This window comes from Nocardioides sp. (assembly GCF_036503465.1).
GTDB lineage: Bacteria > Actinomycetota > Actinomycetes > Propionibacteriales > Nocardioidaceae > Nocardioides.
Genome location: NZ_DASXWU010000054.1, coordinates 151272 through 173948 on the forward strand (window position 1 = coordinate 151272; position 22677 = coordinate 173948).

25 protein-coding genes are annotated in these 22677 nt (G+C 72.0%); 14 read left to right on the top strand and 11 right to left on the bottom strand.

The window, feature by feature from the left end; translation table 11 throughout:
* The first annotated feature begins 27 nt into the window (after positions 1-27).
* Positions 28-933 (top strand): homocysteine S-methyltransferase, encoded by a 906-nt coding sequence (mmuM, locus tag VGK78_RS10510; protein WP_331527572.1) that lies wholly within the window; start codon positions 28-30, stop codon positions 931-933.
* A 13-nt stretch (positions 934-946) separates the two neighbouring features.
* Here mmuM and VGK78_RS10515 read toward each other — a convergent pair whose 3' ends face one another.
* Entirely contained in the window at positions 947-1864 is a 918-nt protein-coding gene (locus VGK78_RS10515) for a GNAT family N-acetyltransferase (protein WP_331527573.1), read from the bottom strand.
* 56 nt (positions 1865-1920) lie between these two features.
* Between VGK78_RS10515 and fdxA the strand changes: the two genes are divergently transcribed.
* Together fdxA and dapC are read left to right on the top strand one after the other, a co-directional pair.
* Entirely contained in the window at positions 1921-2247 is a 327-nt protein-coding gene (fdxA, locus tag VGK78_RS10520; protein WP_331527574.1) for a ferredoxin, read from the top strand.
* Between the two features lie 5 nt (positions 2248-2252).
* Positions 2253-3386 carry a succinyldiaminopimelate transaminase gene (dapC, locus tag VGK78_RS10525; RefSeq protein WP_331527575.1) on the top strand — a complete coding sequence of 378 codons (1134 nt, stop codon included), beginning with the start codon at positions 2253-2255 and terminating at the stop codon, positions 3384-3386.
* 36 nt (positions 3387-3422) lie between these two features.
* Here the strand turns inward: dapC and VGK78_RS10530 are convergent, their stop codons facing one another.
* The 5 genes from VGK78_RS10530 to VGK78_RS10550 form a co-directional block, all read right to left on the bottom strand.
* The gene (locus tag VGK78_RS10530) at positions 3423-3734 is read right to left on the bottom strand and encodes a hypothetical protein (protein ID WP_331527576.1); all 312 of its coding nucleotides are present in this window, start codon (positions 3732-3734) and stop codon (positions 3423-3425) included.
* A 122-nt stretch (positions 3735-3856) separates the two neighbouring features.
* Positions 3857-4699: a hypothetical protein gene (locus tag VGK78_RS10535; protein WP_331527577.1), complete on the bottom strand. Its 843-nt coding sequence runs from the start codon at positions 4697-4699 to the stop codon at positions 3857-3859.
* Positions 4700-4703: 4 nt separating this feature from the next.
* Positions 4704-5642 (bottom strand): 2,3,4,5-tetrahydropyridine-2,6-dicarboxylate N-succinyltransferase, encoded by a 939-nt coding sequence (gene dapD, locus VGK78_RS10540; RefSeq protein ID WP_331527578.1) that lies wholly within the window; start codon positions 5640-5642, stop codon positions 4704-4706.
* A gap of 20 nt (positions 5643-5662) precedes the next feature.
* Complete coding sequence (locus VGK78_RS10545) at positions 5663-6226, bottom strand: DinB family protein (protein WP_331527579.1); 564 nt, start codon at positions 6224-6226, stop codon at positions 5663-5665.
* A 50-nt stretch (positions 6227-6276) separates the two neighbouring features.
* Entirely contained in the window at positions 6277-7773 is a 1497-nt protein-coding gene (locus VGK78_RS10550; protein ID WP_331527580.1) for a hypothetical protein, read from the bottom strand.
* 270 nt (positions 7774-8043) lie between these two features.
* On the opposite strand from VGK78_RS10550, the gene ileS reads away from it, so the two are divergent.
* Positions 8044-11268, top strand: coding sequence for an isoleucine--tRNA ligase (gene ileS / locus VGK78_RS10555; RefSeq protein ID WP_331527581.1), 3225 nt, complete (start codon positions 8044-8046; stop codon positions 11266-11268).
* Here ileS and VGK78_RS10560 read toward each other — a convergent pair whose 3' ends face one another.
* Positions 11269-11793, bottom strand: coding sequence for a 2'-5' RNA ligase family protein (locus tag VGK78_RS10560; RefSeq protein ID WP_331527582.1), 525 nt, complete (start codon positions 11791-11793; stop codon positions 11269-11271).
* Positions 11794-11832: 39 nt separating this feature from the next.
* Here VGK78_RS10560 and dapE point away from each other — a divergent pair, with 39 nt between their 5' ends.
* Genes dapE through VGK78_RS10585 form a run of 5 tightly spaced genes read left to right on the top strand, consistent with a single transcriptional unit; the run spans position 11833 to position 15233 of the window.
* Complete coding sequence (dapE, locus tag VGK78_RS10565) at positions 11833-12906, top strand: succinyl-diaminopimelate desuccinylase (RefSeq protein ID WP_331527583.1); 1074 nt, start codon at positions 11833-11835, stop codon at positions 12904-12906.
* A gap of 56 nt (positions 12907-12962) precedes the next feature.
* Positions 12963-13721, top strand: a complete 759-nt coding sequence (locus VGK78_RS10570; RefSeq protein WP_331527584.1) for a TIGR00730 family Rossman fold protein — start codon at positions 12963-12965, stop codon at positions 13719-13721.
* Positions 13718-14011, top strand: coding sequence for a DivIVA domain-containing protein (locus tag VGK78_RS10575; protein ID WP_331527585.1), 294 nt, complete (start codon positions 13718-13720; stop codon positions 14009-14011). The genes VGK78_RS10570 and VGK78_RS10575 overlap by 4 nt, the downstream gene beginning before the upstream one ends.
* A 30-nt stretch (positions 14012-14041) precedes the next feature.
* Positions 14042-14449, top strand: a complete 408-nt coding sequence (locus VGK78_RS10580) for a hypothetical protein (RefSeq protein WP_331527586.1) — start codon at positions 14042-14044, stop codon at positions 14447-14449.
* 7 nt (positions 14450-14456) lie between these two features.
* Positions 14457-15233, top strand: coding sequence for a M14 family zinc carboxypeptidase (locus VGK78_RS10585; RefSeq protein WP_331527587.1), 777 nt, complete (start codon positions 14457-14459; stop codon positions 15231-15233).
* Between the two features lie 41 nt (positions 15234-15274).
* Here the strand turns inward: VGK78_RS10585 and VGK78_RS10590 are convergent, their stop codons facing one another.
* Together VGK78_RS10590 and VGK78_RS10595 are read right to left on the bottom strand one after the other, a co-directional pair.
* Complete coding sequence (locus VGK78_RS10590) at positions 15275-16072, bottom strand: enoyl-CoA hydratase-related protein (protein WP_414690670.1); 798 nt, start codon at positions 16070-16072, stop codon at positions 15275-15277.
* 23 nt (positions 16073-16095) lie between these two features.
* Positions 16096-16911, bottom strand: a complete 816-nt coding sequence (locus VGK78_RS10595; protein WP_331527588.1) for a PaaX family transcriptional regulator C-terminal domain-containing protein — start codon at positions 16909-16911, stop codon at positions 16096-16098.
* Positions 16912-17094: 183 nt separating this feature from the next.
* On the opposite strand from VGK78_RS10595, the gene VGK78_RS10600 reads away from it, so the two are divergent.
* Both VGK78_RS10600 and VGK78_RS10605 read left to right on the top strand, forming a co-directional pair.
* Positions 17095-17262, top strand: a complete 168-nt coding sequence (locus VGK78_RS10600) for a DUF3117 domain-containing protein (protein WP_329652256.1) — start codon at positions 17095-17097, stop codon at positions 17260-17262.
* Position 17263: 1 nt separating this feature from the next.
* On the top strand, positions 17264-18787 hold the full coding sequence (locus VGK78_RS10605; protein WP_331527589.1) for a leucyl aminopeptidase family protein: 1524 nt from the start codon (positions 17264-17266) through the stop codon (positions 18785-18787).
* 163 nt (positions 18788-18950) lie between these two features.
* Here VGK78_RS10605 and VGK78_RS10610 read toward each other — a convergent pair whose 3' ends face one another.
* A complete protein-coding gene (locus VGK78_RS10610) occupies positions 18951-19604 on the bottom strand; it encodes an O-methyltransferase (RefSeq protein ID WP_331527590.1) in 654 nt (217 codons plus the stop codon).
* A 258-nt stretch (positions 19605-19862) separates the two neighbouring features.
* Between VGK78_RS10610 and sigE the strand changes: the two genes are divergently transcribed.
* The 3 genes from sigE to VGK78_RS10625 all read left to right on the top strand — a co-directional run bounded on the left by sigE (position 19863) and on the right by VGK78_RS10625 (position 22415).
* On the top strand, positions 19863-20489 hold the full coding sequence (gene sigE / locus VGK78_RS10615) for an RNA polymerase sigma factor SigE (protein WP_331527591.1): 627 nt from the start codon (positions 19863-19865) through the stop codon (positions 20487-20489).
* Positions 20486-21010 (top strand): hypothetical protein, encoded by a 525-nt coding sequence (locus VGK78_RS10620; protein ID WP_331527592.1) that lies wholly within the window; start codon positions 20486-20488, stop codon positions 21008-21010. Before sigE ends, VGK78_RS10620 begins: the two co-directional genes overlap by 4 nt.
* 64 nt (positions 21011-21074) lie before the next feature.
* Positions 21075-22415 carry a S1C family serine protease gene (locus tag VGK78_RS10625; RefSeq protein ID WP_331527593.1) on the top strand — a complete coding sequence of 447 codons (1341 nt, stop codon included), beginning with the start codon at positions 21075-21077 and terminating at the stop codon, positions 22413-22415.
* Positions 22416-22422: 7 nt separating this feature from the next.
* Here VGK78_RS10625 and VGK78_RS10630 read toward each other — a convergent pair whose 3' ends face one another.
* Positions 22423-22674, bottom strand: a complete 252-nt coding sequence (locus VGK78_RS10630) for a helix-turn-helix domain-containing protein (protein WP_331527594.1) — start codon at positions 22672-22674, stop codon at positions 22423-22425.
* Positions 22675-22677: the final 3 nt, after the last annotated feature.

A 22677-nucleotide genomic window follows, 5' to 3' on the forward strand; every position in this document is an offset into this window, starting at 1 on the left:
CCGGTACGCCGCGCTAGCCTGCGACGGGTGAGCCGCGCGTCCGACCTCTCCGGCTTGTCCCGGGCGATCGCCGGTGCCCCGGTGGTCCTCGACGGTGGCCTGGCCACCCTGCTCGAGGCCCGTGGCCACGACCTCTCCTCCGACCTCTGGTCCGCGCGTCTGCTCCGCGACGATCCGGAGGCGATCGTCGCGGCACACGCCGAGTTCTTCGACGCCGGCGCGCAGGTCGCCACCACCGCGTCGTACCAGGCGTCCTTCCCCGGCTTCACCGGCCTCGGCCTGGACGACGACCAGGCTGCCGACCTGATGCGCCTCAGTGTCGCCCTTGCCCGCCGGGCCCGCGACGAGCACCGGCCCGACGGCTGGGTCGCGGCCTCGGTGGGCCCGTACGGCGCGTACCTCGCCGACGGCTCGGAGTACCGCGGCGACTACGACCTCGACGTCGCGGGCCTGCGCGACTTCCACCACCGGCGGATCGAGGTCCTCGCGGAGGCCGGCCCGGACGTCCTCGCCGTCGAGACCGTCCCCTGCCTGGCCGAGGTGGAGGCGGTCTGCGCGGAGCTCGAGGGCACCGGTCTCACCGCCTGGCTCAGCCTCTCGGCCGACGGCGACCGGACCCGCGCCGGCGAGCCCTTGAGCGCGGCCTGGGCGATGGCGGCCGACGTCGCCGAGATCGTCGCCGTCGGGGTCAACTGCTGCGCGCCGACCGACGTCGAGACCGCACTCCGCGGCGTCGGCGGGCCACTCGTCGCCTACCCCAACTCCGGACAGGGCTGGGACGCCGTCCGTCGCACCTGGACGGGGGAGTCGGCCTTCGACGCCGGCATGGTGGCGTCCTGGCTGGACGCCGGTGCCCGCCTGGTCGGCGGCTGCTGCCGGGTCGGCCCGGCCGACATCGCCCACGTGACGGAGCAGGTCGCCGCCCACGCCTGAGCAGCGGCCGCGGTCACCCTGCCGGCGCGCGGAGGTACCGGGACACGTGGTGCTCGCGCAGGCCGAGCCCGGCGTACAGCATCCACGCGGCGGTGTTCTCCCGCTCGACCTCGAGCCACAGGGTGCCGGCACCGGCCTCGGCGCCGGCCTCCAGCAGCCCGGCCATCAGTCTGCGGCCGAGACCGCGTCGCCGGTGCGACTCGGCGACCTCCAGCCCGTGGACCCCGAGCCAGTCGCCGTTCAGCTCGCCCCGCCCGCGGCCGACCTCGACGCCGTCCAGGGTCAGCGTGACGAGGAAGCGTGTGCCCTTCACGCTCACCTCCACCCCGTCCGCGGACCCGGCGACGCGCAGTGCCATCACCAGCGATCCCACCAGGTACGGCGACTCCGCGGCGCCCAGCGCCGTCCACCCGAGAGCGACGAAGGCCGCCTCGGTCGACGACCCCACCTCGACCTGCACGACCGCCTCGCGCCGACGAGATGCGTAGAACTCCTGGACCGCAGACGCGGCCGCGGGCACCGGGACCCCGGGGGCGCCGACCGCAAGACACGAGTTGGCCCTCGTCGACCGGCGGCCGCGCTCGCCCTCGACGACCCGCAGCACCCAGTCGCCCAGGGCCTCTGTGGTGGGCGACGTCCACAGTGGTAGCGCCCGGATCTCGGCCTCCCGCACGGACACCCGCTGCCGCACCGATCCCCGTGGCGGCACCGGCTTCCCGGTGACGACGTCGGCCAGGTCGATGGTCACCGGGGCCCCTGTCTCGGGCGCGACCACACAGGTCGACGAGCCCCACGAGACCAGGGTTCCCAGCAGGTCCGTCATCGCCGGCCCCCCCGACGGACCCGTCTCGCCGCGCACCACGCGGCGTACCACGACGCGCTGTCCGACGACGTGCGGGCCCAGGCCGTGGGCGGTTCCGGGAGGGGGCACCCCGGGATACTAGGCTGCGGAGCAACCGAGCTTTGCTTTCCGTTCAGGAGGACCAGGTGACCTACGTCATCGCCCAGCCGTGCGTCGATCTCAAGGACCGGGCCTGCGTCGACGAGTGTCCGGTCGACTGCATCTACGAGGGCAAGCGCATGCTCTACATCCACCCCGACGAGTGCGTCGACTGCGGCGCCTGCGAGCCGGTCTGCCCGGTCGAGGCGATCTTCTACGAGGACGACACGCCCGAGGAGTGGAAGGCCTACTACGACGCGAACGTCCACTTCTTCGACGACCTCGGCTCGCCCGGCGGCGCGGCCAAGCTCGGCGAGATCGACCACGACCACCAGCTGGTGGCGGAGCTCCCGCCGCAAGAGCACGACGAATAGACCCGGTGGTTGAGAAGGCGCGCCGGCGCCGTCTCGAAGACCCGGTCTCCCGGCGCCTTCCCGACTTCCCCTGGGACCAGCTCACCGAGTACGCCGCACGGGCGCGCTCGCATCCCGACGGCATCGTCGACCTCTCGATCGGCACCCCGGTCGACCCCACCCCCGACGTCGTACGCCGTGCCCTCGAGGCCGCGTCCGACTCGCCCGGCTACCCGCAGACGGTCGGTCTGGCCGGCACCCGTCAGGCCGCCGTCGACTGGCTGGCCCGCCGCCACGCCGTGACCGGCCTGGGTCTCGACGCCGTGCTGCCGGTGATCGGCACCAAGGAGCTCGTCGCGTCGCTGCCGTCGCAGCTCGGCGTCGGCCCCGGCGACACGGTCGTCATCCCCGAGCTCGCCTACCCGACGTACGAGGTGGGGGCCGCCCTGGCCGGCGCCCACGTCGTCGCGACCGACTCGCTGACCAGCCTCGGGCCCGAGCGGCCGGCGCTGCTGTGGTTGAACTCCCCGTCCAACCCGACCGGCCGCGTCCTCCCGCTGCAGCACCTGAGGAAGGTCGTCGACTGGTGTCGCGAACGCGGCACCCTGCTGGTCAGCGACGAGTGCTACCTGGAGTTCGCCTGGGACGACCGGCCCGAGGCACGTCCGATCTCGGTGCTGCACCCCGACGTGTGCGGGGGCACCCACGACGGCATCCTCGCGGTCCACTCCCTGTCCAAGCGCTCAAACCTGGCCGGCTACCGGTGCGGCTTCGTCGCCGGAGACCCGGCCGTGGTGGCCGAGCTGCTCGCGGTCCGCAAGAACCTCGGCCTGATCCAGCCCGGTCCGCAGCAGGTCGCGATGGCCGCCGCACTGGACGACGACGTCGATGCCGACGAGCAGCATGCGCGGTACGCCGCCCGGCGTACCGCGCTCAAGACAGCACTGGAGGGCGCCGGCTTCCGGATCGACCACTCCGAGGCGTCGCTCTACCTCTGGGCCACCCGCGACGAGGACTGCTGGCAGACCGTCGCGGAGCTGGCGGGCAGGGGCGTCCTGGTCGCGCCCGGCACCTTCTACGGGCGCGCCGGAGAGCGCCACGTGCGCGTGGCCCTCACGGTCACCGACGAGCGCGTCGCTGCTGCTGTCGCTCGGCTCTGAGCCAGCCGGGCGACGGAGTCGAGCGCGGGCTCGGCGTCAGGCCGAGACAGCCCCGGGCATCGCGAAGGCGCCGTCCTCCTCGCGGATCGCGAGCTGCTGACGGTGCTGGTCGAAGGTCTCGGCCACGGGTACGTCGGCCATCGTCTCCGGAATGCGCACGGCGGAGATCGACTCCAGGCGCACGACGGAGTGCTCGGCGTGCGTGCTCAGGATGACGCCCTGGCCGTCCACACCCGCGACGGTGCCGCGCAGCCAGTGTCCCTGGACCAGGACCTCCACCGGCAGGTTGTTGGTCTCGGCGCGACGAAGCGCCGTTCCGACCGTGAAAATGGTCGACGTACTGTGCATTGCAAACCCCCCAAGCCCCCCCGGGCTCTTGCTCAAAGCCCTCCACCGGGCTCCGCACTGACCTCAGAGTAGGGGCCGGGAAGTCCGGGACGGCGGATTTCGAGCAGGGTTTTCCACAACCTTTACCTGACCAGCACGGCGGCGTCCCGAGCGCTCTCCTCGCGATGCCACCCCGCGTTGTTCCCCGAGTCCCACGCGCGGCCGCGGTAGGCGACGGTCGAGATGCCCAGCTCCTGCGCGTGCGCCACCAGGTACGACGCCTCGGCCCAGCCGCGCGGGGCCGACGACGACGCCGGCACCTGGAGACGGCCGTCGCTCCCGACGGTCACCCCCACCGGCCCGAAGGCGGGGAGCAGTGCCTCGCGCAGGGCCGCGGCACGCCGCACGCTCGGCGCCGCCGGGCTCTCCGGCGAGCGCACGTGGCACCAGAAGGCGCCGGGGGAGTAGCCGGTCAGGGCCGAGGCCAGGGCCCGCGCGTCCCGCTCGTACACGGCGTACGCCGTGGGGAAGCCCGAGCGCTGCACCCTCTGGGCCGCCTCCGTGACCGGCATGGCGGCGTAGCCGGGCACCTGCGCGAGTGCCTCGTAGAAGGCGTTGGTGGCGTGCACCGGGTCGAGGACCTGCTGCCGCGTGCCCCAGCCCTGGGAGGGCCGCTGCTGGAAGAGCCCGAGCGAGTCCCGGTCACCTCCGCGGAGGTTGTAGAGCTTCGACTCCTGGAGCGCCGTGGCCAGGGCGATCGTCGCCGCGTGCGCGGGCATGCCGCGCCGGATGGCGACCGCAGAGATCAGGCTCGCGTTGCGCGCCTGCTCGTCGGTGAGGATCACGCTCAGCCCCCGGACCTTCGTCGTGCACTCGCCGAGGGTCTTGTCGTCGTTCGAGTCGTGCCGCGAGACGCCGTACGCCACGCCCCCGACCACCAGGCCGAGGGGGACGACGACGGCCGCGATCCGCTTGCCCAGCCCCATCGGCTCAGTTCCGATGCAGCGCCTCGTTGAGCGCGACCCCGCCGGCGCGCCATGGCACGACCTCGACGGTGCCGGTCACCGAGTTGCGCCGGAACAGCAGGTTGTCGCCGCCGGAGAGCTCGAGCGCCTTCACCACCTGGCCGTCGGGGAGGGTCACCTTGGTCCCAGCCGTGACGTAGCAGCCCGCCTCGACCACGCAGTCGTCGCCGAGGGAGATCCCGATGCCGGCGTTGGCACCGATCAGGCAGCGCTCGCCGATCGAGATCACCTGGGTGCCGCCTCCGGACAGGGTGCCCATGATCGACGCGCCGCCGCCGACGTCGGTGCCGTCGCCGACGACCACCCCGGCCACGATCCGGCCCTCCACCATGGACGTGCCGAGCGTGCCGGCGTTGTAGTTGACGAACCCCTCGTGCATCACCGTCGTGCCGGGCGCGAGGTGGGCGCCGAGGCGCACGCGGTCGGCGTCGGCGATGCGGACGCCGGTCGGCACGACGTAGTCGGTCATCCGGGGGAACTTGTCGACGCCCAAGACCTGGAGCGGTCCGTCGCCGCGCAGATGCAGGCGGACGGTTTCGAAGTCGTCGACGGGGCACGGGCCGGCGCTCGTCCACACGACGTTGGCCAGGACCCCGAAGATGCCGTCGACGTTCAGCTCGTGGGGGCGGACGAGCCGGTGGGACAGCAGGTGCAGCCGCAGGTAGGCGTCGGGCGCATCCGCGGGAGGTGTGCCGAGGGTGATCTCGACGTGCCGCACCTCGGTGCGGACCCGGCGTACGGCGTGCTCGCGGGCGAGCCGCTCCAGCTCCTCCGGCGCGACCCCCCCGGGGCCCGCGTCACCCAGGGCCGGCGCGGGGAACCACGTGTCCAGCACGGTGCCTTCCGCGGCACCGTCGGTGACGACCGTGGCCAGCCCCCAGCCGTGCGCCCTCTGCTCGCTCACGTCGCGAGTCTACGAGCGGGCTATTGCCCGGTCCGGCCGTCGACGCACTCGCGGAGCAGGTCCGCGTGACCGCAGTGTCGCGCGTACTCCTCGATCATGTGCACCACGATGTCGCGGAGCTCGGCCTGGTTGCCCTCGGGCCCGACCAGGGCACCCAGGTCGTCCATGCCGTCGTAGACCTCGCGGGCGTGAGCCACCTCGGCGTGCCAGGTCTCCCACGCGTCGGCGACCACCGCGTCGTCGTCGACGGCGCCGTTGAAGTCCAGGTCGCGGTCCTCGGACGACTTGTAGAGCCGCGGCAGGTCCTGCTGACCCTCGATGAACCGGCGGAACCAGGTGTGCTCGACCATCGCGAGGTGCCGCATCAGCCCGAGCAGCGACATCGACGACGGCGGGACCGAACGACGCGCCACCTGCTCGGCGCCGAGCCCTTCGCACTTCATCTCGAAGGTCATCCGGTATCGGTCGAGGTAGGCGGCCAGGGTCGCCTTCTCGCCGCCCTGGCTCTCGTCGATCTGCTCGCGGGGGTCGTCCTCGGGGTCGACCCACATGTCGGGGTACGCGCGTGGCGCCGGCTCGGTCACGGACCAGCACTCTGCCGGTACGACGCCCCGGGCTCAAATCGATTCCACGCTCACCGGCCCCACGTGGCGGTGTTGACCTCCCTCATCCGCTGGCGCACGGCGGGTTCGAGCCTCCGGCTCGCGTACCAGACCCAGTGGTCGCCCCTTCCGACCCGGGCGTAGTGGGTGTCCAGCACCGGCATCAGCCAGTCGTCCACGCTGTGCCGACCGACCGCGATCAGGCCCGGACGACGCGCGGAGATGCGGGCGGCGAGTGTCGCGAGCCCGCCGTCGAGGTGGTCGTCGAGGAACGGTGCGGTCGCGGAGTTCGAGAGCTGCCAGGGGTCGGGGTTGCGGCGGTCGAGGAGCACCAGCACCTCGGGGGCGTTGACCGACTCGACGCCCGAGCCCGGCGGGAGCAGCGCCGCCATCCGCGTCACGTCTCGGCGCTCGACGGACAGGCGCGCGTCGCGCGTGGCCAGCGACTCGGCGCACGCCGTCGCGACCGCCAGGACCGCCACGACCGCGGTCACCCGCCGGGCGGCGGCCATCGGCAGGCTGCGCGCGGCCCAGGTGATGCCGCCGCCCACCCCCAGCGCCGCGTAGGGCAGCACCACGAACAGGTCGGCCCCTCCGTTGATCGCGTAGCAGGACCAGGCGCCGGCGACCAGGCCGCCTGCCCCCAGGACCAGCCTGGGGCGGTCGACCGGGGTGACGCCGGTACGTCGTAGTCGCGCGGCGGCTGCGGCGCCGAGGCAGACGGTCAGCGCCCAGCCGGCGACGACGAGCACTGTCGACCAGCGGTAGTCGGCGGTGACCAGCCGCCAGCTCGTGAGGATGGTCGGCTGGCGGGTGTAGCTGACGTTGACGACGACGAAGCCCCACCAGGCCATGCGTAGGTGCCCGGACACGACGTACAGGACGGCCACCAGCGCGACGGGTGTCAGCCCGCCGGCGACGTACGACGTCGAGGCCCGCCGGCGCGACCCTCCCGACGTCACCAGCGCGACCAGGGCCGCGGCCAGCGCGCTGAGGATCGCCGGCTGCCAGGTCAGCGTGGCCAGTGCGGTGAGGGCGCCCGCCCAGAACCACTGCCGACGCAGCATCAGCAGCAGCGCGAGCTCGAGGCACAGGACCATCACGGTCTTCTCCCGCGGTCCGCCGGTCGCGAGCTCGAGGAAGCCGGTGAAGGTCAGGAACACGGCCGGTGTGAGCAGCCCCGCGATGCGCGAGCCCAGGGCCTCGCGGGCGAGAACGCTCAGTGCGGCCACCGCGGCGGCGGAGGCGACCAGGTAGGTGAGACGGGCAGCGAGGACCGCGTCGATTCCGAACAACGAGCCGAGCCGGACGCCGATCCCGGTGACGACGTCGCCCAGCGGCCCGACGGAGTTGAAGATCCCGACGAAGGGCGGCACTCCGCGGGCGACGTCCTGGCCGGCGTAGACGAACGTCCCCTGGTCACGGTCGAGCGTGCCGTCGAACCCGTGCACGCCGTAGACGACCAGCGCGACCAGGGCTGCGGCCGCCGGGTCGACCGCGCGGGCGGAGACGCGTCCGGTCAGCGGCATGCGGGCGAAACTACCGGCGTCGGGAACCGGGTGGTTCGCACCGGGCGCGGCGCCGTACCCTGGAGCCACAGGCGTTCGAGCCGTCATCAGCGGCGAGCCTCCGGAAGAACGGTCCGACCCCGGTCGGACTCAGTAGAACCGGACGGGTGGGCCCGTCACAGCCCGCGAACGAGCGGTCGCCGTACGGCGGCAAGCGAGGTGGTACCGCGGTCCACGGCGTACGCCGGGGTCGTCCTCGTGTGACGACGAGGACCCGCAGGAGAGCCACCGATGACCTACCCGAAGGTCTCCACCGACCCGCACGCCGACGCCCGGGACGGCGTGCCGTCGACCCCTCGGTTCCCGCAGATCGAGGAGGGGGTGCTCGCCTACTGGGAGGCCGACGACACCTTCCGGGCCAGCGTCGAGCAGCGCGACGCGGGGGAGAACGGCGCCAACGAGTTCGTCTTCTACGACGGCCCGCCGTTCGCCAACGGCCTGCCGCACTACGGCCACCTGCTGACCGGCTACGTGAAAGACCTGATCCCGCGGTACCAGACCATGCGCGGCAGGCGGGTCGAGCGGCGGTTCGGCTGGGACACCCACGGGCTGCCCGCCGAGCTCGAGGCGATGCGCCAGCTCGGCATCAAGACCACCGACGAGATCCTCGAGATGGGGATCGAGGCGTTCAACGCCGAGTGCCGCAAGTCCGTCTTCGAGTACACCCAGGAGTGGCGCGACTACGTCACCCGGCAGGCCCGGTGGGTCGACTTCGACAACGACTACAAGACCCTCGACACCGACTACATGGAGTCGGTGATGTGGGCGCTCAAGCAGCTCTGGGACAAGGGGCTGCTCTACGAGGGCTTCCGCGTCCTGCCCTACTGCTGGAACGACGAGACCCCGTTGTCGGCCCACGAGCTGCGGATGGACGAGGACGTCTACCAGATGCGGCAGGACCCGGCGGTCACGGTCGGCATGCGGCTCACCAGCGGGCCGGCCGAGGGCGCCCTCGCCCTCATCTGGACGACGACCCCGTGGACCCTCGCGGCCAACCTCGCGATCATGGTCCACCCCGAGATCGAGTACGTCGTCGTGGAGTCGTCGTTCAGCGGCACGCCGGAGCGCTACCTCCTCGGCGCCGAGCGGCTGGCGGCGTACGCACGGGAGCTGAAGGACGAGGGCTCCGACTCCGTCGATGACCAGGTGGTCGCCCGGTACGCCGGAGCCGACCTGCTCGAGAGCACCTACACGCCGCCGATGTCCTACTACCTCGGTCACGAGCGTGCCTTCCGGCTCGTGCCGGCGGAGTTCGTCACCACCACCGACGGCACCGGGCTGGTGCACACCGCCGGCGCGTTCGGTGAGGAGGACAAGATCGTCACCGACCGGGAGGGCATCGAGCCGGTCGTGCCGGTCGCCAAGGACGGGAAGTTCACCTCCCCGGTGGACGACTACGCCGGGCTGCACGTCTTCGACGCGAACGTCGCGATCATCGGGCACCTGAAGAACATGACCCGGGGTGAAGGTGAGACCGGGTCGGTCACGTCCGGCACGCTGCTGCTGCGCCGCGAGTCCTATGAGCACTCCTACCCGCACTGCTGGCGCTGCCGCGAGCCCCTGATCTACATGGCGGTGTCGTCGTGGTTCGTCTCGACGACGAAGATCCGCGAGCTGATGCTCGACCTGAACCAGCAGATCCGCTGGGTGCCCGAGCACGTCAAGGACGGGCAGTTCGGCAGGTGGCTGGAGAACACGCGCGACTGGTCGATCTCGCGCAACCGGTTCTGGGGCAGCCCGATCCCGGTCTGGAAGAGCGACGACCCGGCTCACCCGCGGATCGACGTGTACGGCTCGCTGGACGAGATCGAGCGCGACTTCGGCGTACGGCCGGAGAACCTGCACCGGCCCTACATCGACGAGCTGACCCGGCCCAACCCCGACGACCCGACCGGCCGGTCCACCATGCGTCGCGTCACCGACGTGCTGGACTGCTGGTTCGAGTCGGGCTCGATGTCGTTCGCCCAGGTGCACTACCCGTTCGCGAACCACGACTGGTTCGAGGACCACTTCCCCGGCGACTTCATCGTCGAGTACATCGGCCAGACGCGCGGCTGGTTCTACACGATGCACGTGCTCGCTTCCGCGCTGTTCGAGCGCCCGGCGTTCGAGACCTGCGTCTCTCACGGCATCGTGCTCGGCAGCGACGGGCAGAAGATGTCGAAGTCGCTGCGCAACTACCCCGACGTGCGCGAGGTGTTCGACCGCGACGGCGCCGACGCGATGCGGTGGTTCCTGATGCAGTCGCCGATCCTGCGCGGCGGCAACCTGATCGTCACCGAGCAGGCGATCCGCGAGGGCGTCCGGCAGGTGCTGATCCCGTTGTGGAACTGCTGGTACTTCTTCGCGCTCTACGCCAACGCGGCAGGTGCCGGGTACGACGCGAAGCGGTCGACCGCGTCCGACCACCCGATGGACCGCTACCTGCTCGCCAAGACCCGGCAGTACGTCGAGGAGTCCACGCGGCAGCTCGACGACTACGAGGTCGCCAACGCCTGCGACACCACGCAGCGGTTCCTCGACGTGCTCTCGAACTGGTACATCCGCCGCTCCCGCGAGCGCTTCTGGGCAGCCGACGGGAACGTCGACACCGACGCCTTCGACACGCTGTTCACCGTCCTGGAGACGGTCTGCCGCGTGGTGGCCCCGCTGCTGCCGCTGACCGCCGAGGAGGTCTGGCGAGGACTGACCGGCGAGCGGTCGGTGCACCTGACCGACTGGCCGTCGGCCGACGACCTGCCGGACGACGTGGCGCTGGTCTCGGCCATGGACCAGGTGCGCGACGTCTGCTCGGCCGGCTCGGCCCTGCGCAAGGGTGCGTCCCTGCGCAACCGGCTGCCGCTGTCGTCGCTGACCGTGGTCGTCTCGGGCGCCGAGCGGCTGAAGGGGTTCGAGGACATCGTCGCCGACGAGCTCAACGTGAAGTCGGTGCGTCTGCTCGACGCCGAGCACCCCGATGCTGCGTCGTACGGCGTCTCCCAGCGGCTCACCGTGAACGCCCGGGCCGCCGGCCCGCGGCTCGGCAAGGACGTGCAGACCGCGATCCGTGCCGCGAAGGCCGGCGAGTGGACCGTGTCCGACACCGGCGTGGTCACCGCGGGCGGGCTCGTGCTGGAGGACGGCGAGTACGCCCTGGAGACCGTCGCGTCGGGCGGGGACGACTCGGCGACCGGGCTGCTGCCCGGCGGTGGCTTCGTCGTGCTCGACACGACCCTGACGCCGGAGCTCGAGGCCGAAGGCGTCGCCCGCGACCTGGTCCGCGCCGTGCAACAGGCCCGGCGCGAGGCGGGACTCGACGTCTCCGACCGGATCTCGCTGACGATCTCGGCCACCGCCGCCGCGGCCGACGCGGCGCGGACCCACGCCGGGCTGATCCGACGCGAGACGCTGGCGGCGTCGTTCGAGGTCCGCGAGAGCGACGTGTCCCAGCCGGTGATCGAGCTCAGCAGGGCCTGATCAGCCGGAGAAGGGAAACTCCCGCCGGACCGACCACCGTCCCTCGTCGTCCTCGGTCATCAGCGTGAGGTGCCGGGCACGACCGGTCACCGGGAGACCGTCCCGCAGCGTGGCCTCGACCGCTCCGAGGTCGGCGCCGTCCGTCCCGAGCGCCACCGTCAGGTGCGGCGTCACCTCGTCGTACACGCCTTCGTACGGCGGGTGGTCCGGGAACGCGCGGACGATCGCCTCCGTGAGACGGAGGAACGGCTCAGGGTCGTCCGGCGCGAGGTACAGGACCTCGGTGCCGAACCAGGCGGAGCGCGAGAACGAGTAGTCGAAGGCCTCGTGCGCCTCGGCCAGCTCGGCCAGCCGGTCGAGCGCCGCCTCGTCCAGCTCGTCGCGCGCGATGAAGGGGTGGATCGCCGTGACGTGCGCCGGCACGCCCCGCTCGGTCACCGGGTCGAACCGCAGCCGGTGCTCCCGCACCAGCGACTCGGCCTCGGGGATCGTGACCAGCAGGGCGGACGGCGGTGAGAGCGGCATGCCCCGACCCTACGGCGGAGATGACAGCCGGCTGGTTGGATGGGCACCGTGGAGCTCGACCTGACCGCCGACGTGATGACGCTGTGCGCTCAGCTGGTCGACATCCCGTCGGTCAGTCGCGACGAGCAGCGGATCGCGGACGCGGTCGAGGCGGCCCTCACCCCGCTGCCGCACCTCGACGTCGCACGCCTGGGCAACACCGTCGTGGCCCGCACCGGCCTCGGTCGCGGTGAGCGGGTCGTCATAGCGGGTCATCTGGACACGGTCCCGCTCCACGACAACCTGCCCAGCCGGAGCGACGGCACGAACCTGCACGGTCTCGGGGCCTGCGACATGAAGGGCGGTGACGCGGTCATCCTGAGGCTCGCGGCGACGGTGCCGGAGCCGGTGCGCGACGTCACCTACGTGCTCTACGAGGGCGAGGAGATCGAGAGCGAGTTCAACGGCCTGGGACACCTGGCCTCCGACCAGCCGGACCTGCTGCAGGCCGACTTCGCGATCCTGATGGAGCCCTCCGACGGCGTGGTGGAGGCCGGCTGTCAGGGCACGATGCGCGTCGAGGTGACGACGTACGGCGAGCGGGCGCACTCCGCGCGGGCGTGGAAGGGCGTCAACGCCATCCACCGGGCCGCTCCGGTCCTAGACCGGCTGACGGCGTACGAGCCACGGATGCCGGTGATCGACGGCCTGACCTACCACGAGGGCCTCAACGCCGTCGCCATCAGCGGGGGCGTCGCCGGCAACGTCCTGCCGGACCTCTGCACCGTGAGCGTCAACCACCGGTTCGCCCCGGACCGCAGCGAGGCCGAGGCCGAGGCGTTCCTGCGCAGTTTCTTCGACGGGTACGACGTGCAGGTCACCGACAGCGCGCCGGGCGCGCTGCCCGGCCTGGACCGGCCTGCGGCGAAGGAGTTCGTCGAGGCGGTGGGCGGCGTCGCGAACCCGAAGTTCGGCTGGACCGACGTCGCCCGCTTCAGTGCCCTGGGGGTACCGGCGGTGAACTTCGGGCCCGGTGACCCGATGCTTGCCCACAAGCAGGAGGAGTTCGTGCCGCTCGAGCAGGTCCGGCACTGCGAGCGGGTACTGGCCCGGTGGCTCGGAGCGCCGGGATGACCGGGGCGACGGCGACGGGGGACAGGGATGCGCGGAACGACAGGGATGACGGGCAGATGACCGACCGGAAGCAGGAGAAGTACAAGGGTCCGGTGGTGATGCGCCGCAAGCAGGTCGACGGCAGCACCACCGACCAGCGGCTGCTCGACTCGCGGGGCCCCAGCGAGTGGGTGCACACCGATCCGTGGCGCGTCCTGCGTATCCAGGCCGAGTTCATCGAGGGGTTCGGTGCCCTGGCCGAGCTCGGACCCGCGATCGCCTGCTTCGGCTCCGCCCGCACCCGGCCCGACGACCCGGTCTACGCGATCGGGGAGGAGGTCGGCCGGAAGCTGAGCGACGCCGGTTTCGCGGTGATCACCGGCGGCGGCCCGGGGACCATGGAGGCGGTGAACAAGGGCGCCAGCGAGGCCGGGGGCACCAGCGTCGGCCTCGGCATCGAGCTGCCCTTCGAGAGCGGCCTCAACTCGTGGGTGGACGTCGGGATCAACTTCCGCTACTTCTTCGCCCGCAAGACGATGTTCGTCAAGTACTCCCAGGGTTTCGTGGTGCTGCCCGGCGGTCTCGGCACCCTCGACGAGCTGTTCGAGGCGCTGACCCTGGTGCAGACGCAGAAGGTCACCAGCTTCCCGCTGGTGCTGCTCGGCACCGACTACTGGCAGGGGATGATCGACTGGCTCCGCGACCGGGCGCTCGTGCACGGCACCATCAGCCAGTCCGACATCGACTTGCTGCAGCTCACCGACGACGTCGACCACGCCGTCGAGCTCATGGTCGACGCGCGTGACCGCCGGCAGGGCGAAGGGCTCACCCCATGATCTGGCTGTTCGCGATCCTGATCGTGCTGGCCCTCGGCGCCGTGGCGGTCGTGGCCGCCGGCCGGGGGACGCCGATGTCGCCGGCGTACGACGACGCACCGGACACCCTGGTCCCGGCCGAGGGTCCGATCACCGCCGACGACCTGCGTCGGATCCGCTTCCCGATGGCCTTCCGCGGCTACCGGATGGCCGAGGTCGACGCCCTGCTCAACCGGCTCGCCGAGGAACGCGAGCGGGCCGACCGCGGGGCTGCCGAGGGCGACGCCACGGGAGACGCCACGGGCGACTGAGTGCCGCCCGGTAGGGCACACTGTGAGGCCGTGAAGCCTGAGTACATCGTGTACGTCCTCACCTTCCTCTCCGCCGTCGTCGTCGTCCTGACCCGGGTCAGGCTCTCCCAGACGGAGGCCGCTGGGCAGCACCAGGTGGGCATGGGGACCGTGAACGCGCATTCCGGGTTCGGCGTCGTGGCGCTGCTGCTGTGGCTGGCCTTCCTGGTCACCGGCCACGACATGTCGCTGGTGGGCATCGTCGCGCTCTTCTTCTACTGGCTCACCGCCCTGGCCGGGCTGATGATCCTGCTGCGCTGGATCCCCAGCCGCGGCAGGCACGCCTCCGACAGCTCCGACGACAGCTGGTCGGAGGGGCCGGGGTTGTCGATCCTGGCCCACGTCGGGATGCTGGTCGGCGTGGTCGTGTTCACCTGGTTCTACGCAACCCAGAGCTGAGCCGCAGATGTCTCGGGTCGCCCGCACACGTCGTACGCCGCTCCTGGGGGGACTGCTGTCGCTCGCACTCCTGCCGGGCTTCCTGCTGCTTCCGTCGCAGGCCACCCAGGCCGCCGACGGTCGCCCCGCGGTGATCGGGAAGCAGGTGATCGGAACGTCCGTGCAGGGGCGCAAGATCGTCGCCTGGCACCTCGGCGAGCCGGGCAGGAAGAAGGTCGTGCTGATCTCGCTGATGCACGGCAACGAGCCCGCGCCGCGGCGGATCCTGATGAACCTCGTCAACGGCGACCCGGTCCACGAGCTCGACCTGTGGGTCGTGCCCGTCTACAACCCGGACGGGTACGCCCACCACACGCGGAGGAACGCCCACGGGGTCGACCTCAACCGGAACTACCCGTACAGGTGGGTGCCGCTCGACGGCAGCTACGAGTCGGGCCCGGCGCCGCGCTCCGAACCCGAGACCCGCGCGATGATCCGCTTCCTGGCGAGGGTGCAGCCCGCGTACGTCCTGTCCTTCCACCAGCCGCTCCACGCCGTCGACGTCACCGAGCGGCCGAAGTTCTCCAGGAAGGTCGCCCGTGCCCTCGGCCTGCCGACCTCGCACCTGCGCTGCGGCAGCACCTGTCACGGCACGATGACGATGTGGTTCAACCACCGCTTCCCGGGCTTCGCGCTGACGGTGGAGTACGGCGCCCACCCCTCCCGCGCGCGACTGCGGGCGGCGCCGGACAAGATCCTGCAGATCTTCGGCGCCTGGCGCGGGGGCGTGAAGGGCGTCGAGTGAGCGTCGGATCACCTGCCTGAGCGGGTAATTCGCGGCAGCCTTCACCGCCCCTCGAAGACCGGTTTCTCCTTGGTGAGGAACGCCGTGACGGCGGCCGCGTGGTCGGCGGTCTGGCCCGTCTTCGTCATCTGCGTCGACTCGAACTCCACCGCCTCCATGAACGTGTGGTCGGCCGCGAAGGCCAGCGACTGCCGCATCGCACCGAGGGCCACGGTCGGCCCGGCCGCGAGCCGGGCCGCCAGTCCGGTGACCACCTCGGAAAGCTCGCCGGCCGGCACGACCTGGGTCGCGAGCCCGAGGGTGAGCGCCTCGTCGGCCTTGACCGTGCGGGGGAAGTAGAGCAGCTCGATCGCCTTGGCCCGACCCACCAGCCGCTGCAGCGTGAAGCTCGAGCCGGTGTCGCAGGAGAGCGCGATGTTGGCGAAGGCCAGGTTGAAGCCGGCCGTGTCGGCGACAATGCGAAGGTCGCAGGCGAACGCCAGGCTCGCGCCTGCGCCGGCCGCCACGCCGTTCACCGCCGCGACCACCGGCTTCTGCATCCCGACGATCGTGGTGACGATCGGGTTGTAGTGCTGCTCGACGGTGGTGAAGAGGGTGTCGGTGGCGCCGCTCTCGAGGAGTGCGACGTGCTCCTTGAGGTCCTGCCCCACGCAGAAGGCGCGACCGGTGCCGGTCAGCACCACGCAGCGGACCGTCGGGTCGTCGGCCACCTGTCGCAGTCTCGCCAGCAGCGCCTCCTTGGTGGCGATGTCGAGACTGTTCATCGCCTCGGGGCGGTTGAAGGTCACGGTCGCGACGCCGTCGGCGACCTCGAGAAGAACGGGGGTCACGTCGCTCATGCCCAGAGGTTGTCACACCGGCTTCAGCCGGCGCCGAGGCACCGCCCGACGAACCTGTCGGAGGCCGGCTTGAGCCGCGCTGCCTCCCGGGTGAACAGCTCGGCCGCGCGGACACCCGGCCAGTCCTCGGGGAGCAGCTGGGCCGGGAGTCCGGGGTCGTCGAAGAGGAACTTGCGCCACTCGTGGACCAGCCGGAACCTCGCCGCGAACGCCACCTCGTCCTCATCGGCCGCGCCGGCCGCGTCCACCCGGTCCACCGCGTCCACGGCATCGCCGGGCTGGTCGTTCACCAGCCGGTCCGCGACGACGGGCCAGGCGGCGTACGACTTGGCCAGGCTCGACAGGTCCCAGGCCCGGACCGGGTCGGGGTCGAGCTCGACCGCGACCGCATGCCGTGCCGAGCCACCGGCTCGGGCGACGACCTCGTCGACCTCCGGCCGGTCGAACGGACACACCCAGACGCCGCGCGCGTGCTCGGCGTACCCGAGATAGGTGAGCTCCCCACGCAGGCGCTCGCGTTCCCCGCGATGCCGGGGCGCCTCGAGGAAGACCAGGCGCCACCGCCCGTCCCACGGCTCCGGCGCGCTGCGGTAGATCCGGGCCGCGGCCTCCGAGAGCCGCTCGATCGCCCGCGGCGAGGCCCGGTACCCAGGGGCGGCGTCGACGCGGGTCGGCTCCAGCCAGCCCTGGGCGGCCATCCGCGAGATGGCGGTGCGGACCGCAGGCTCGGCGATGCCGACCGGTTCGAGCAGCCGGATCAGCGCGGACACGGGCGCCTGGTCGCCGCGCGAGCGCAGGTGGTCGCCGTACACGTCGAAGAGGGCCGAGCGCGCGCGCATGCCGTCACTGTGTCATCTCACTGTGTCATCCGGTCACTGTGTCATCCGGGCACGGCCCCGCGCAGGGTTCGCGGACGTCGGTCGTCGCGATGGGGGATAATGGACCGGCATCAGGCGCTTGGGGGTCTCTTCCCGTGCGTCTCGGCTCCCGTAAGTAGCAGAACGAGAAGAAGAGGTGCGCGGATGGCGGCAATGAAGCCGCGGACAGGTGACGGTCCGCTCGAGGTCACCAAGGAAGGCCGTGGCATCGTGATGCGCGTGCCGCTCGAGGGCGGTGGCCGGCTGGTCGTCGAGCTGAACGCCGAAGAGGCCGGTGCCCTGGGCGATGCCCTCAAGGAGGTCGTGGGCTGACGTGCCCACACCGACCACCACTCTTCCAGCCCAGGTCTCACCGCCCGCGTTCGCGCTGAGCAGCCTTGCCCCGCACGAGATCACCGGGGCCGAGGTCCTCGCGCTGCCCTTCACCGTCGTCGACGACGAGCCGGTGCTCGGGTCGGCCGCCGACGCAGCCGCTGAGGCCCTCGGGCTCGACCTCGCCGGGGTGCTGACGTCCCGCCGCGCCAAGGGCAAGGGCGGCGAGATCGTCGCTCTCCCGATCGGCGGCGGCGGTCCCCGCCTGGTGCTGCTCGTCGGGCTCGGCGAGGGTACGACGACCGACTACCGACGCGCGGGTGCGGCCGTGGCGCGCGCGACGTTCGACCACGAGTCGGTGGCGACGGCGGTGCCCGGTGGAGACGACGAGGCGCTGACGGCGTACGTCGTCGGCATGATGCTCGGATCGTTCGTCTTCCACTGGCGGTCCCGAGGCCCCGAGCGCGAGCCGGTGCGCCGTGTGGTGCTGGCCGGCCTCTCCACCGACGACCACGCGGCGGCGCTGGAGCGCGGTCTCGCCCTCGGTGGAGCCGGGTGGCGCTCCCGGATGCTCGCCACCGTGCCCTCCAACCTGAAGTCTCCTCAGTGGCTGGCCGAGCAGGCGGAGCAGATCGCGGCCGAGCACGGTCTGGAGGTCGACGTCTGGGACGAGGTCAAGCTCGCCAAGCAGGGCTTCGGCGGCATCCTCGGCGTGGGCCAGGGGTCGGCCACCCCGCCTCGGTTGATCCGTCTCGACTACACCCCGGCCGGTGCCCGCCGGCGGGTGCCGCGCGTGGTCCTGGTCGGCAAGGGCATCACGTTCGACTCCGGTGGGCTGTCGATCAAGCCGGCCGAGGGCATGGCGACGATGAAGCGCGACATGACCGGTGGCGCGGTGGTGATGGCGGTGATGGGCGCGCTCGGGGCGCTCGGCTGCCCGCTCCGGGTGACCGGGCTGGTCTCGGCCGCCGAGAACGCCGTCGGTGGCTCCTCGCTCCGGCCCGGCGACGTGGTCACCCACTACGGCGGCCGCACCAGCGAGGTGCTCAACACCGACGCGGAGGGCCGGCTGGTCCTCGCCGACGCGATGGCCTACGCCCTCGACAAGCTCGACCCGGCTGTGCTCGTCGACGTGGCCACCCTCACCGGCACCATGAAGGTGGCGCTGGGCCAGTGGACGGGCGGGTTCTTCGCCAACCGCGATGCACTCGCCGAGGCCCTCTCCGCCGCCGGCGCCGCCGCCGGGGAGCCGCTGTGGCGGATGCCGCTCGAGCCCGACTACGAGGAGAGCCTCACCTCGCAGGTCGCCGACGCGAACAACGCCCCCGGCGGTCCGGGGGCGATCACCGCAGCGCTGTTCCTCCAGCACTTCGCGGGCGACGTGCCGTGGGCGCACCTCGACATCGCCTCCACCGGCGACGCCCCCAGCGACTCCTTCGAGTGGACCAAGGGTCCCACCGGGTTCGGGCCACGGCTCCTGCTGACGTGGCTGACCGGCCCCGACCCGTTGGCCGGCATCGCCTGAGCGGCGCGGGTCACCGCCCGGGAGAGGTGACCTGGGATCGGTTCGCCGACCGGGAACCGGTCCTGGCTCACTGCCCGTCTGCGTCACTGCCCAGGAGCGGTGACCTGGGATCGCTCCGCGGCTCGGAAAACGATCCTGGCTCACCGCCGGGTGCGCCGGTTGATCACGCCTCCGGCGACCACTCCTTCTTCGCTACCAGCAGCCCGTCGCCGACCGGCAGCAGCATCGGGACCAGCGCGTCGTTGCCCGCGATCTCCTTGCCGAGGTCGCGGATCACGGTCGTCTCCTCGTCGCGCTGGGAGGGGTCGGCGACCCGGTCGTGCCACAGGGCGTTGTCGAACGCCATGATCCCGCCCGGGCGCAGCAGCCGCAGCGCCTCCTTGAGGTACGCGGCGTACTCGGCCTTGTCGCCGTCGCAGAACACCAGGTCGTAGTGGCCGTCGGTGAGGCGAGGGAGTACGTCGAGAGCCGCGCCGGCGATGGTCCGCGCCCGCTGGGCCGGGATGCCGGCGTCGTTGAACGACTCACGGGCGAGCCGCTGGTGCTCGGCCTCGATGTCGATGGTGGTGAGCACCCCGTCGGACCGCATGCCGCGCAGCAGCCACAGCCCCGAGACGCCCGCGCCGGTGCCGACCTCCACGACCGCCCTGGCCTCGATCACCGAGGCCAGGAACCGCAGCGCGGCGCCGCCCCCCGACCCGATCGCGACCGCACCTACCTCCTCGGCCCGGGCCCGCGCTCCGGCGAGGACGTCGTCCTCCTCGACGAACCCCTCGGCGTAGGACCAGCTGGCGGGCTTGGGTGGGGTCACGGTCATCGCGCAGCCTTCCGGTCGGTGGCGGTCGAGGCGACCTTATCGCGACGAAAGCGCCACCTTTCGGGAACACGGAGCGCTCCGTCGTTCGTTGGAGGAGTCGGGATTCACACACTGCGGGGTGCCCTTCTCACAGGTTCCTCTCAGCCACGACGACGAGAGTTCGAGGACGGAGGTCAGGCGCTGTTCAGGCCGGGATCGCACCCGACGCGCAGACGTCGACAGGTGGAGCAGACGCAGCGGCGTCGGCAGGAGGAGCTCGTGAGCGGGGACCAGTCCCACGACGCGTCCGCCGAGACCCCTGCGGGCAGGGCCGACGTGCCGACCTGGGAGGAGATCGTCGACCAGCACTCCGACCGGGTGTACCGGCTGGCGTTCCGACTGACCGGCAACCCGCACGACGCCGAGGACCTCACGCAGGAGGTCTTCGTCCGCGTCTTCCGCAGCCTCTCGACGTACCAGCCCGGCACCTTCGAGGGCTGGATCCACCGGATCACCACCAACCTGTTCCTCGACCAGGCACGTCGCAAGCAGCGCATCCGCTTCGACGCGCTCTCCGACGAGCGCGCCGACCGTCTGCACAGCCACCTGCCGACGCCCGACACGGCGTACGCCGACCAGACCTTCGACGACGACATCGAGCAGGCGCTCGGGACGCTGCCGCCGGAGTTCCGCGCGGCGGTCGTGCTCTGTGACGTCGAGGGCCTTTCGTACGACGAGATCGCGCAGATCCTGGACGCCAAGCTCGGCACCGTCCGCTCCCGCATCCACCGCGGCCGCGCCATGCTCCGCACGGCGCTCGCCCACCGGGCACCCGCCGACGGCCGCACCCGCTACCAGGGCCCGGCCGCCGCTCGGCCCGACCTCACCCCGGGGACCACGTCGTGATCGGCCACCTGGGCACCCGAGTCAGCGCGCTCCTCGACGGCCAGCTGTCCCCGGCCGACGAGGAGCGCGCCTGGGACCACGTCCACTCCTGCCACCAGTGCCGCGACGCCGTGGAGCGCGAGGGCTGGGTGAAGACCAGGCTGGCGACCATGCAGCTGGCCGGCGCGCCGGCCCCCTCGCACCTCAAGGGCTCGCTGTTGGTCAGCGGGATCGTCGGTTGGCCCGATCTGCCCGACCACCCCGCCCTGGTCGAGACCGGAGCGCGACGGCGTCACCTGGGGATGACCGGGATCGGGGGCGGCGCCGTGGGTGCCGCGGTGATGGGCGTGCTGGCGCTGGGCGCCTCGCCGGCGAACGCACCAGGCGCGGTGGTCCGTCCGAGCACGGAGTGGTTCGGCTCGACGCTCACGCACACGATCACCACGGTCATCGACCGCGACCGACCGGCCTCCACGCACGGCCGAGACCGGCGGGATGCTCCGCCGACGGCTCACGGACGGGGACGTAGACTCGCCCCATAGGGCCCGTACGGCCCTCCGAGCCGTCCGAGTGCCCGGTCGGCGCCCCCGTGGAGAGTCAGGACCTGTGACCGACGAGCACCCCGACGGCGATCCCGGTCTCGGCGAGGAGACCGCGCCGTTGACGGGCCCGGGCACGGACAGCTGGGTCCCACCGCGGGAGCAGCCGCCGCCGCACAGGTGGGCACCGCCGGGGCCGCCGCCGAGCACGCCGTACGCCAGGCCCCCTGAGCCGACTCGCCCGGCGTACCCGCCGCCCGGCACCCAGCCCTACCCGGTGCAGCACCGTCCGCCGGAGCCGCCCCGGGGCCGGGTCTCCGGCTGGGTCTGGCCGGCCGTCTCCGTACTGGCGCTCGTGATCGGCGTGATCGGCGGAGTCCTCGGCGGCGCGGCGTACGAGAACCTGCACGACAGTTCGACGGAGGGCAGGGTCAGCGGTGGCCTGGAGGACTCGGGCACGGTGTCCAAGCCACCCCTTCCGGCGGGGAACCACTCGGTCGCGTCGGTGGCCCAGCGCCTCCTGCCCAGCACCATCCAGGTGCTCGCGGAGTACCAGGGCCGCAAGGACGGCGCCACCGGCTCGGGCTTCGTGCTCGACCGGTCGGGCCACTACATCACCAACAACCACGTCGTGGCCGATGCGGTCGAGCACGGTGGTCCGATCGAGATCGTCGACCAGCGCGGCGACAAGTACGTCGCGAAGGTGGTCGGCCGCAGCCCGACGTACGACCTGGCGGTGCTGTACGTCAAGGGCGGCCCGCACCTCCCGCCGGCCAGCCTGGGCTCGGCACGGGTGCTGCGCGTCGGAGACCAGGTCGTCGCGTTCGGCTCGCCGCTCGGGCTCAGCTCGACGGTGACCGCCGGCATCGTCAGCGCGCTGAACCGGCCGGTGACCACCAGCGACACGGGTTCCAACTCCTACATCAACGCGGTGCAGACCGATGCCGCGATCAACCCCGGCAACTCCGGGGGTCCGCTGGTCGACCTGGCCGGACGGGTGGTCGGGGTGAACTCCGCGATCGCGACCACCGGGAGCACCGGCTCGGGCGAGGCCGGCAACATCGGGGTCGGGTTCGCCATCCCGATCGACCAGGTGAAGATCACCGCGGACCAGATCCTGCGCACCGGCGAGGCCAGCTATCCGGTGATCGGCGCCACGGTCGACACCGGCGACACCTCCGACGTCGGCGCCAAGATCCTCAAGGTCAACACCGACAGCCCGGCTGCGAAAGGTGGCCTGCGCAAGGACGACATCGTCACCGAGGTCGCCGGCGAGAAGGTGTCGGACGGGATCGCCCTGATCGTCGCGATCCGGTCGCACCAGCCGGGCGACACGGTGCGCTTCACGATCCGGCGCGGAGGCTCCCAGATGAGCCTGAAGATCACTCTCGGCTCTCAAGTCGGGTAGCCGGCCCTCATTCCTCCGGCGCCTCGCCCTTGGCGTCCCCCTCGGTGAACGGGTGGGCGTCCACGAACGCCCGGGCCTCGTCGTACATCCGGTCGATGTAGGCCTCGAGCTGGGTGGCCTCGACCCGCCACTGCCCGCGACCGCCGATCTTGATCGCCGGCAGCTCGCCGCGCCGGACCAGGGCGTACACCTGCGCGCTGGACGTGCTGAGGACCTCGGCGACGTCCGCGAGCGTGAGGAACCGAGGAGCGGGGGGCATGGG

What these genes read in the sequence shown, in the direction of transcription:
- VGK78_RS10530 (WP_331527576.1), bottom strand. Translation starts at nt 3,734, where the DNA reads ATGCACAGTACGTCGACCATTTTCACGGTCGGAACGGCGCTTCGTCGC.
- VGK78_RS10535 (WP_331527577.1), bottom strand. Translation starts at nt 4,699, where the DNA reads ATGGGGCTGGGCAAGCGGATCGCGGCCGTCGTCGTCCCCCTCGGCCTG.
- VGK78_RS10550 (WP_331527580.1), bottom strand. Translation starts at nt 7,773, where the DNA reads ATGCCGCTGACCGGACGCGTCTCCGCCCGCGCGGTCGACCCGGCGGCC.
- ileS (WP_331527581.1), top strand. Translation starts at nt 8,044, where the DNA reads ATGACCTACCCGAAGGTCTCCACCGACCCGCACGCCGACGCCCGGGAC.
- VGK78_RS10560 (WP_331527582.1), bottom strand. Translation starts at nt 11,793, where the DNA reads ATGCCGCTCTCACCGCCGTCCGCCCTGCTGGTCACGATCCCCGAGGCC.
- dapE (WP_331527583.1), top strand. Translation starts at nt 11,833, where the DNA reads ATGGGCACCGTGGAGCTCGACCTGACCGCCGACGTGATGACGCTGTGC.
- VGK78_RS10570 (WP_331527584.1), top strand. Translation starts at nt 12,963, where the DNA reads ATGACCGACCGGAAGCAGGAGAAGTACAAGGGTCCGGTGGTGATGCGC.
- VGK78_RS10575 (WP_331527585.1), top strand. Translation starts at nt 13,718, where the DNA reads ATGATCTGGCTGTTCGCGATCCTGATCGTGCTGGCCCTCGGCGCCGTG.
- VGK78_RS10585 (WP_331527587.1), top strand. Translation starts at nt 14,457, where the DNA reads ATGTCTCGGGTCGCCCGCACACGTCGTACGCCGCTCCTGGGGGGACTG.
- VGK78_RS10590 (WP_414690670.1), bottom strand. Translation starts at nt 16,072, where the DNA reads ATGAGCGACGTGACCCCCGTTCTTCTCGAGGTCGCCGACGGCGTCGCG.
- VGK78_RS10595 (WP_331527588.1), bottom strand. Translation starts at nt 16,911, where the DNA reads ATGCGCGCGCGCTCGGCCCTCTTCGACGTGTACGGCGACCACCTGCGC.
- VGK78_RS10600 (WP_329652256.1), top strand. Translation starts at nt 17,095, where the DNA reads ATGGCGGCAATGAAGCCGCGGACAGGTGACGGTCCGCTCGAGGTCACC.
- VGK78_RS10610 (WP_331527590.1), bottom strand. Translation starts at nt 19,604, where the DNA reads ATGACCGTGACCCCACCCAAGCCCGCCAGCTGGTCCTACGCCGAGGGG.
- VGK78_RS10630 (WP_331527594.1), bottom strand. Translation starts at nt 22,674, where the DNA reads ATGCCCCCCGCTCCTCGGTTCCTCACGCTCGCGGACGTCGCCGAGGTC.